The sequence below is a fragment of the Streptomyces sp. TRM70350 genome (assembly GCF_019219825.1).
GTDB lineage: Bacteria > Actinomycetota > Actinomycetes > Streptomycetales > Streptomycetaceae > Streptomyces.
This window is the reverse complement of record NZ_JAHUXH010000004.1, coordinates 376,748-386,414: the sequence shown is the minus strand read 5'-3', so window position 1 is coordinate 386,414 and position 9,667 is coordinate 376,748. Positions and strand designations below refer to the sequence as shown.

The window sequence follows — 9,667 nt, the reverse complement described above, 5'->3', positions numbered from 1 at the left end:
CGGGCCGGTGCGCATCCGGATCACGACGCCATCTGCCGCCGGGCCGGTGCGCATCCGGATCACGGCACCTCCTCCAACACGCCCGCCCTTCACCCTAGTCACGGCACCACCTCCCGCAAAGCCGCCCCACACCCGGCTCACAGCACCACCTCCCGCAAAGCCGCCCCACACCCGGCTCACAGCACCACCTCCCGCAAAGCCGCCCCACACCCGGCTCACAGCACCACCTCCCGCAAGCCCGCCGCACACCCGGCTCACAGCACCACCTCCCGCAAGCCCGCCGCACACCCGGCTCACAGCACCACCTCCCGCAAGCCCGCCGCACACCCGGCTCACAGCACCACCTCCCGCCACGCGGGCGCGCCCCGGTGGCGCCACAGTCCGCGCAGCCAGTGCCAGCTCGCCGTCGGCGGGATGAGCACGCTCGTCACCAGCAGGGTGGTCACCTCGTCCCGGGTGCGTGGTCCGGGCGCGATGCGTGCCCAGGCGAACTCGGCGGTGCCCGCGGCCCAGACCGACCCGGCGACGGCGGCAGCCGTACGACGCCCGGCCGCCGAGAGCACGCACGCCGCCGCGCCCGCCGCCGTCACCGCGAGGTGGACGCGGACACGGCCGCGCGGCGCGGCCGCCTTCGACCACCACCCGGAGCCGTGCAGCCGCAGCATGAGCGCGTCGTCGGCATGCCCGCGCTGGGCGGCCAGCGAGGCCCAGCGGCCCACGGGGTGCACCGGGTGCCGTGTGGTGCGCCGCCCCTGCCGGATGCCCCACCCGGCGTCGAGGAGCCGCAGAGCCAGGTCGACGTCCTCCCGGTGGGCGCGCAGGAAGCGTTCGTCGAAGCCGCGGACCTCCTTGAGGGCGTCGGTGCGGTAGGCCATGTCGACGGTGCCCCAGCGGGCCCGCGCCCGGGCCACCGTCTCGCGCTCCCAGTCGGTGGGGCGGCGGCGCCCGGGCAGCGGTACGGCGATGACGCCCTGTACGCCCGCCGTGTCGGGGCTCGCGGCGGCCAGGTCCTGGGTGAGCTGTTCGCACCAGTGCGGGCCGACCTGCACGTCGTCGTCGAGGAAGGCGGCCCAGGGCGAGGCGACCGCGCGCAGGCCGGTGTTGCGGGCGGCGGCGGGTCCGCGGCCGCCGCCGTGCAGCACGGTCGTACGGTTTCGCAGATCGCCGAGGACGCTCAGCGGGTGCTCCAGCGGGCCCGGATCCGGCACGGGCCGGTCGTCGACCAGGACGATCTCGCGCGGCTTGGGGCCGGTCGCGGCGGCCAGCGCGGCGAGACAGTCGGCGAGGGTGTCACGGACCAGCGTGGGGATCACCACGGCGTAGGCGGTGGTCATGTGTGGCCGGGTGCCAGAGTGGGACCACCTCAAACACTCCGAAGCCCTCGGAAAGATCGACGGGCACCACTATAAACACCGTCTATACACACATTGTATAGTCGCCGCATGCTTCTCCGACCTGGAATCCGGCGCAGAACCACACCGTTCTCGCCCCTCAAGCCGTCCGAGCCGACCAGGAAGACGGAAGGACGGGGGGCGGCGTTCCGTGCCGCCGCGACTTTGCTGGCGGCCCTCTCCCTGCCGCTCGCCCTCACCGGCTGCACGAGCCTCGACACCACCGCCCCCAGCGCGGTCCGCGCCCAGGCCGCTTCCGGCGAGGAGCCCGCCGCCTTCGGCAGCGTCGACTGCCGAAGGGTCAAGTGCATCGCGCTCACCTTCGACGCGGGCCCCAGCGAGAACTCCCCGCGCCTGCTCGACATCCTGAAGGAGAAACAGGTCCCGGCGACCTTCTTCCTGCTCGGCAAGCGGCACATCGAGAAGTACCCGGAGCTGGTCCGGCGGATGGCCGACGAGGGCCACGAGGTAGCCAGCCACACCTGGGACCACAGGATCCTCACCCGGCTGAAGCCGGACGAGATCCGCGAGGAACTTCAGCGCCCCAACGAGGAGATCGAGCGCCTCACCGGCCGCCGCCCCACCCTCATGCGCCCGCCCCAGGGCCGTACGAACGACACCGTGCACGAGATCTGCCGCGAACTCGGTCTCGCCGAGGTCCTGTGGAGCGTCACCGCCAAGGACTACACGACCGACGACTCCGCACTCATCCGGCAGCGCGTCCTCGACCAGGCGGGCCGGGACGGCATCATCCTGCTGCACGACATCTACCAGGGGACCGTCCCGGCGGTGCCCGGCATCATCGACGCGCTGAAGGAACGCGGGTACGTGTTCGTGACGGTCCCTCAGCTGCTGGCACCGGGGAGGGCCGAACCGGGCGAGGTCTACCGGTAGCGCGCCCGCCGACCGGTGGGGTGCGGCCTGCCTAAGATCCTCCCGTGGCCACCTTCCTCCTCGAACGCACGGCTCCCCTCCCCCCGCCCGAGGCCTGGCGCCGGCTCACCGACTGGCCCCGGCACGGTGCCGTCGTCCCGCTGACCCGGGTCACCGTGCTCACCGCTCCGCCGACCCACGAGGGCACGGTGTTCGTGGCCCGTTCCGGCCTCGGTCCGCTGGCCTTCGACGACCGGATGGAGGTCACCGTCTGGCAGCCGCCGACCGACGACGCCCCCGGCCGGTGCCGTCTGGAGAAACGCGGCCGGGCGGTGCGCGGCTGGGCGGAGATCGAGGTCCACCCGGGTCCGGGCGGGCGCGCCCATGTGGTCTGGCGTGAGGAAATCCGCGTACGCCTGCTGCCGCCCTTCCTCGACGGCGCCCTGGAGCGGGCCGCCCGCTGGATGTTCGGCCGGGCGGCGAACCGCCTGCTCCGGGGGCGGTGACCCGCGCTCACGGCGCCCCCCACACGGTCGACCGAACAGCGCTCGTCAGGCCACCGACCCGATCCGCCCCGCCGGTGCCGACGGCACGTCGTGGTGGATCGGCGTGTGCGCGCCGGTCAGCGAAACGCCGCTGCCGCCCCGCCGGTTGGCCACGATCTCGGCGGCGATGGACAGCGCCGTCTCCTCCGGCGTACGGGCGCCCAGGTCCAGGCCGATGGGCGAGCGCAGGCGGGCCAGCTCCAGGTCGGTGAGGCCGACGTCGCGCAGCCGCCTGTTGCGGTCGAGGTGGGTGCGGCGCGAGCCCATGGCGCCGACGTACGCCACCGGCAGCCGCAGCGCGAGCTTCAGCAGGGGTACGTCGAACTTGGCGTCGTGGGTCAGCACGCACAGGACCGTGCGGGCGTCGACGCCGGTGCGCTCCAGGTACTCGTGGGGCCACTCGACGACGATCTCGTCCGCCTCGGGGAAGCGGGCCCGCGTCGCGAAGACGGGGCGGGCGTCGCACACCGTGACGTGGTAGCCGAGGAACTTGCCGACGCGGACCAGCGCCGAGGCGAAGTCGATCGCGCCGAAGACGATCATGCGGGGGGCCGGGACGGACGACTCGACCAGGACCGTGAGCGGTGCTCCGCACCGGGAGCCCTGCTCTCCGATCTCCAGGGTGCCGGTGCGCCCGGCGTCCAGGAAGGCGCCCGCCTCGGCCGCGACGGTGCGGTCCAGTTCGGGATGGGCGCCGAAGCCCCCGTCGTACGACCCGTCGGAGCGGACCAGCAGCGCGCGGCCGCCCGTCAGCTCCGCCGGGCCGGAGACGATCCGGGCCACCGCGGCGGGCTCGCGCCGGGACGCGGCGGCCACCGCGGACGCCACCACCGACCGGACGGGATCGCCCGCCCGGACCGGGGTGACCAGGATGTCGATGACGCCGCCGCAGGTCAGACCGACCGCGAAGGCGTCGTCGTCGCTGTAGCCGAAACGCTCCAGGACGGGCTCCCCGTCCTGCAACGCCTGTTGGCACAGCTCGTACACCGCGCCCTCCACACAGCCGCCGGAGACCGAGCCGATGGCCGTGCCGTCGGCGTCCACCGCGAGGGCGGCGCCGGGCTGACGCGGGGCGCTGCCGCTCACGGCCACCACGGTGGCCACGGCGAAGTCGCGTCCCTGCTCGACCCACCGGTGCAGCTCGTCGGCGATGTCCAGCATCTCTCGGTCTCCTTCACAGCGGTTGTGTGGGGCGGCGCTAGTGGACGCCCATCCAGCTCTCGATGGGGTTGAGTGCGAAGAACACGACGAAGATCACCGTCAGCGCCCACATGAAGACGCCGATCTCCCGGGCCTTGCGCTGGGCGATCTTGATGGCGACATAGGAGATGACGCCGGCGGCGACACCCGCGGTGATCGAGTACGTGAACGGCATGATCACGACGGTCAGGAAGACCGGGATCGCGGTGGCGCGGTCGGACCAGTCGACGTGCCGGGCGTTCATCATCATCATGGCGCCGATCACCACCAGGGCGGCGGCCGCGACCTCGCCCGGCACGATCGCCGTCAGCGGCGTGAAGAACAGGCAGGCGGCGAAGAACAGACCGGTGACCACCGACGACAGGCCGGTCCTGGCACCCTCGCCGACGCCGGTCGCCGACTCCACGAACACGGTCTGCCCGGAGGCGCCGGAGACGCCGCCGATCGCGCCGCCCGCGCCGTCGATGAACAGCGCCTTGGACAGGCCCGGCATCCGGCCCCTGTCGTCCGCCAGCTTGGCCTCGGTGCCGACGCCGATGATGGTCGCCATGGCGTCGAAGAAACCGGCGAGCACCAGCGTGAACACGATCATGCCGACGGTCATCGCGCCGACCTCCGCCCAGCCGCCGAACTCGACGTTGCCGAAGATCGAGAAGTCGGGCATCGAGACCGCGCTGCCGTGCAGTTCGGGAGCGCCGCCGGCCCACTGCCCGGGGTCGATGACGTCGAGGGCGTTGAGGATCAGGGCGAGGAACGTGCCGCCGACGATGCCGATCAGGATGGCGCCGGGGATGCCGCGCGCCTGGAGCATGAAGATGGCGAGGAGGGTCACGGCGAACAGCAGCACCGGCCAGCCGGCCAGCTCGCCCGCCGGGCCGAGGGTGACCGGGGTGCCCTCGCCCTGGTGCACGAAACCGGCCTTGTAGAAGCCGATCAGCGCCACGAACAGGCCGATGCCCATGGTGATCGCGTGCTTCAGCGGCAGCGGAATCGCATTCATGATCAACTCACGCAGGCCGGTGACGACCAGCAGCATGATGACCACGCCGTACATCACGCACATGCCCATCGCCTGGCCCCAGGTCATCTGGGGGGCGACCTGGGAGGCGAGGACTCCGGAGACGGAGAGGCCCGCGGCGAGCGCGAGGGGCACCTTGCCGACGAAACCCATCAGCAGCGTGGTGAGGGCCGCCGCGAGCGCGGTCGCGGTGATCAGCGCCTTCTGGCCGAGCGTGTCCCCCGCCGCGTCCTTGCCGGACAGGATCAGCGGGTTGAGAAGGAGGATGTACGCCATCGCCATGAAGGTGGTGATGCCGCCGCGCACCTCACGCGCGACCGTGGATCCTCTGTCGGATATGTGAAAGTACCGGTCGAGCCAAGAGCGTCCGGCCGGGACGCGGGTTCCCGCACCCGCGTCCTCCGAGACGGTCTTCGGCTCCAGTGACTGCTGGGTCATGTGGGCCTACTCCCAAGGTTCATAGGGGCACCCGCATGGGGACCGCCGTTGCGGCTGCGGGATTTGGGAAGGTGCTTCGGCCGCACGACCCGGGGGACGGCCCGAGACGAACGATCTGGTTCACTCCGGGCGGCGCGGAGTGTGTGACGTTCCGTGCGCCGCCCGGAGGGTCTGTCACGCGGTTCCGGTCAGGTGCTCCGGACGTACCGGCGTACGGTTCAGCTCCAGCCCCGTCGCGTTGCGGATCGCCGCAAGCACGGCCGGAGTCGAGGAGAGGGTGGGGGCTTCGCCGATGCCGCGCAGCCCGTACGGCGCGTGCTCGTCGGCGAGTTCGAGCACGTCGACCGGGATGGTCGGCGTGTCGAGGATGGTGGGGATCAAGTAGTCCGTGAAGGAGGGGTTCTTCACCTTCGCGGTCTTCGGGTCGACGACGATCTCCTCCATGACCGCCACACCGAGACCCTGGGTCGTACCGCCCTGGATCTGGCCGATGACGGACAGCGGGTTCAGCGCCTTGCCGACGTCCTGGGCGCAGGCCAGCTCGATCACCTTGACCAGGCCGAGTTCGGTGTCGACCTCGACGACGGCGCGGTGCGCGGCGAAGGAGTACTGGACGTGGCCGTTGCCCTGGCCGGTGCGCAGGTCGAAGGCCTCGGTCGGCCGGTGCCGCCACTCCTCCTCGACCTCGACGGCCTCGTTCTCCAGCACGTCCACCAGGTCGGCCAGCACCTCGCCGCCGTCGGTGACGACCTTGCCGCCCTCCAGCAGCAGCTCGGCCGTCGCCCAGGCCGGGTGGTAGGAGCCGAACTTGCGGCGCCCGAGTTCCAGCACCTTCTCGCGGACCAGCTCACAGGCGTTCTTCACGGCACCACCGGTGACGTACGTCTGCCGCGAGGCCGACGTCGAACCGGCGCTGCCCACCTGCGTGTCGGCCGGGTGGATGGTCACCTGCGCGACGCCCAGCTCGGTGCGGGCGATCTGCGCGTGGACGGTGACACCGCCCTGGCCGACCTCCGCCATGGCCGTGTGGACCGTGGCGACCGGCTCGCCGCCCACGACCTCCATGCGCACCTTGGCGGTGGAGTAGTCGTCGAAGCCCTCGGAGAAGCCGACGTTCTTGATGCCGACCGCGTAGCCCACACCCCGTACGACGCCTTCGCCGTGCGTGGTGTTGGACAGACCGCCCGGCAGCTGCCGTACGTCCGCGCCCTCGCTGCTCTCCCACTGGCGCTCCGGCGGCATCGGCATCGCCTTGACGCGGCGCAGCAGTTCGGCGACCGGGGCCGGGGAGTCGACCGGCTGCCCGGTCGGCATGATGGTGCCCTGTTCCATGGCGTTGAGCTGCCGGAACTCCACCGGGTCCATGCCCAGCCTCTTCGCCAGCTTGTCCATCTGCGCCTCGTAGGCGAAGCACGCCTGGACCGCGCCGAAGCCGCGCATGGCGCCGCAGGGCGGGTTGTTGGTGTAGAGGGCGATGGCCTCGATGTCGACGTTGTCGACGACGTACGGTCCGACGCTCAGCGAGGAGGCGTTGCCGACGACCGCCGGGGAGGCGGAGGCGTAGGCGCCGCCGTCCAGGACGATCCGGCACTTCAGGTGCGTGAGCTTGCCGTCCTTGGTGGCGCCGTGCTCGTAGTAGAGCTTGGCCGGGTGGCGGTGGACGTGCCCGAAGAAGGACTCGAACCGGTTGTAGACGATCTTCACCGGCTTGCCGGTGCGCAGCGCCAGCAGGCAGGCGTGGATCTGCATGGACAGGTCCTCACGACCGCCGAACGCGCCGCCGACGCCGGCCAGCGTCATCCGCACCTTCTCCTCGGGCAGGCCGAGCACGGGCGCGATCTGGCGCAGGTCGGAGTGGAGCCACTGGGTGGCGATGTAGAGGTGGACGCCGCCGTCCTCCTCGGGCACCGCGAGACCGGACTCGGGGCCGAGGAAGGCCTGGTCCTGCATGCCGAAGGTGTACTCGCCCTCGACGATCACGTCCGCCCGCTTGCGGGCCTCCTCCACGTCGCCGCGGATGATCGGCTGGCGGTGCACGATGTTCGGGTGCGGGACGTGGCCGGAGTGGTGGTCGTCGCGGTTCTCGTGGACGAGGATCGCGTCCGGCGCGAGGGCGGAGGCCTCGTCGGTGATGACGGGCAGGTCGCGGTAGTCGACCTTGATCTTGGCGGCGGCGCGGCGGGCGGTCTCCGGGTGGTCGGCGGCGACGATGGCGACCGGCTCACCGTGGTGGCGTACCTTGCCGTGTGCGAGGACCGGGGTGTCCTGGATCTCCAGACCGTAGTTCTTCACCTCGGTGGGCAGGTCGTCGTACGTCAGCACGGCGTACACGCCCGGCATCGCGAGCGCCTCGGACGTGTCGATCGAGACGATCTCGGCGTGCGCGACCGTGGAGCGCAGGATCTGCCCCCACAGCATGTCCTCGTGCCACATGTCGGACGAGTACGCGAACTCGCCGGTGACCTTCAGGGTGCCGTCCGGGCGGAGCGTGGACTCGCCGATGCCGCCCTTGGTCCGGGTGCCCTGCGTGATCTTCGTAGGAGCGCCGTTCGCAGGCATGGTCAGACCCCCTCGGACTGGCGGGCGGCCGCCAGGCGGACCGCGTCCATGATCTTCTCGTAGCCGGTGCAGCGGCACAGGTTGCCCGACAGCGCCTCGCGGATGTCCGCGTCGGTGGGGTTCGGGTTGCGCTCCAGCATCTCGTCGGCGGCGACCAGCAGGCCCGGCGTGCAGAAGCCGCACTGCACGGCGCCGGCGTCGATGAACGCCTGCTGGATCGGGGACAGCTCGCTGCCCTCGCCGGTCTGCGAGTCGGTGCCCTTGGCCTGCCTCCCCCAGGCTTCGCCCGGGGGGACCCCCAGCTGAGCGTCCTGCAGCGACGTACCGCACGCGCCCGTCCCGCAGGAGCGCTGCTTGGCGTAGTCCGCGAGCCCCTCGACGGTCACGACCTCGCGACCCTCGACCTGCCCGGCGGCGACCAGACACGAACACACCGGCACACCGTCCAGCCGGACCGTGCACGACCCGCACTCGCCCTGCTCACAGGCGTTCTTGGAGCCCGGCAGACCGAGCCGCTCACGCAGCACGTACAGCAGGGACTCGCCCTCCCACACCTCGTCGGCTTCCTGCGGACGACCGTTGACAGTGAAGTTGACACGCATTACGCAGCGCTCCCCTTCCGATAGGCGGTGCCTCGTGCGCCGCGGTACGACTCCCAGGTCCAGGTCAGCGTGCGGCGGGCCATGACGCCCACCGCGTGCCGGCGGTAGCTCGCCGTGCCCCGGACGTCGTCGATCGGGTTGCAGGCGGCGGAGCACAGCTGCGCGAACTGCTTGGCGGCCGACGGGGTGATGATCTTTCCGTTGTCCCAGAAGCCGCCCTCCTCCAGAGCGGCGTTCAGGAACTCCTCCGCGGCCTTGGCCCGGACGGGCGTGGGAGCGGCCGAACCGATCCCCGTCCGCACGGTCCGCGTCTGCGGGTGCAGCGCGAGCCCGAAGGCGCACACGGCGATGACCATGGCGTTGCGCGTGCCGACCTTCGAGTACTGCTGGGGCCCGTCCGCCTTCTTGATGTGCACGGCGCGGATCAGCTCGTCCGGCGCCAGCGCGTTGCGCTTCACACCGGTGTAGAACTCGTCGATCGGGATGCGCCGGGAGCCCCGTACGGACTCCGCCTCGACCTCGGCGCCGGCGGCGAGGAGGGCCGGGTGGGCGTCACCGGCCGGGGAGGCGGTGCCGAGGTTGCCGCCGACGCCTCCGCGGTTGCGGATCTGGGGGGAGGCGACGGTGTGGGAGGCGAGCGCCAGGCCCGGCAGCTCGGCGCGCAGGTGGTCCATGATCCTGGAGTACGGGACGGAGGCCCCGAGCCGCACGGAGTCCTCGCCGACCTCCCACTCGGAGAGATCGCCGATGCGGTTGAGGTCCATGAGGTACTCGGGCCGGCGGTGGTCGAAGTTGATCTCGACCATCACATCGGTGCCACCCGCAATCGGCACAGCGGTGGGGTGCTCGGCCTTCGCGGCGAGCGCCTCCTCCCAGCTGGCGGGGCGAAGGAAGTCCATGACCGGCTCTCTTCTTCGTCTCGTGGGTCGTACAGATTGAGCCAATCCGTGTGCGGCGGGCCCGGCTCGTTCATGTGCTGTTAACGCGGATTGACGTCAGTACACAGCGCCTTGCTCCAACGGGGTCAGTCACCGAAACCAT

General features: G+C 71.5%; 8 protein-coding genes. 2 read left to right on the top strand and 6 right to left on the bottom strand.

Translation table 11 applies throughout. The features are described from left to right. Positions 1–332: 332 nt before the first annotated feature. Positions 333–1,334 (bottom strand): glycosyltransferase family 2 protein, encoded by a 1,002-nt coding sequence (locus tag KWI83_RS09655; RefSeq protein ID WP_218513882.1) that lies wholly within the window; start codon positions 1,332–1,334, stop codon positions 333–335. A 108-nt stretch (positions 1,335–1,442) separates the two neighbouring features. Here KWI83_RS09655 and KWI83_RS09650 point away from each other — a divergent pair, with 108 nt between their 5' ends. Next, positions 1,443–2,285: a polysaccharide deacetylase family protein gene (locus KWI83_RS09650; RefSeq protein ID WP_218513881.1), complete on the top strand. Its 843-nt coding sequence runs from the start codon at positions 1,443–1,445 to the stop codon at positions 2,283–2,285. A 44-nt stretch (positions 2,286–2,329) separates the two neighbouring features. Next, a complete protein-coding gene (locus KWI83_RS09645; protein ID WP_218513880.1) occupies positions 2,330–2,770 on the top strand; it encodes an SRPBCC family protein in 441 nt (146 codons plus the stop codon). A 45-nt stretch (positions 2,771–2,815) separates the two neighbouring features. Here the strand turns inward: KWI83_RS09645 and KWI83_RS09640 are convergent, their stop codons facing one another. From KWI83_RS09640 to KWI83_RS09620, 5 genes are all read right to left on the bottom strand, one after another. After that, complete coding sequence (locus KWI83_RS09640) at positions 2,816–3,970, bottom strand: XdhC family protein (RefSeq protein WP_218513879.1); 1,155 nt, start codon at positions 3,968–3,970, stop codon at positions 2,816–2,818. Between the two features lie 37 nt (positions 3,971–4,007). Then, positions 4,008–5,465, bottom strand: coding sequence for an NCS2 family permease (locus KWI83_RS09635; RefSeq protein ID WP_218513878.1), 1,458 nt, complete (start codon positions 5,463–5,465; stop codon positions 4,008–4,010). Positions 5,466–5,639: 174 nt separating this feature from the next. Beyond that, entirely contained in the window at positions 5,640–8,024 is a 2,385-nt protein-coding gene (gene pucD / locus KWI83_RS09630; protein ID WP_218513877.1) for a xanthine dehydrogenase subunit D, read from the bottom strand. 2 nt (positions 8,025–8,026) lie between these two features. Next, a complete protein-coding gene (locus KWI83_RS09625; RefSeq protein WP_218513876.1) occupies positions 8,027–8,626 on the bottom strand; it encodes a (2Fe-2S)-binding protein in 600 nt (199 codons plus the stop codon). Continuing rightward, complete coding sequence (locus KWI83_RS09620) at positions 8,626–9,525, bottom strand: xanthine dehydrogenase family protein subunit M (RefSeq protein ID WP_218513875.1); 900 nt, start codon at positions 9,523–9,525, stop codon at positions 8,626–8,628. Before KWI83_RS09620 ends, KWI83_RS09625 begins: the two co-directional genes overlap by 1 nt. Positions 9,526–9,667 lie beyond the last annotated feature (142 nt).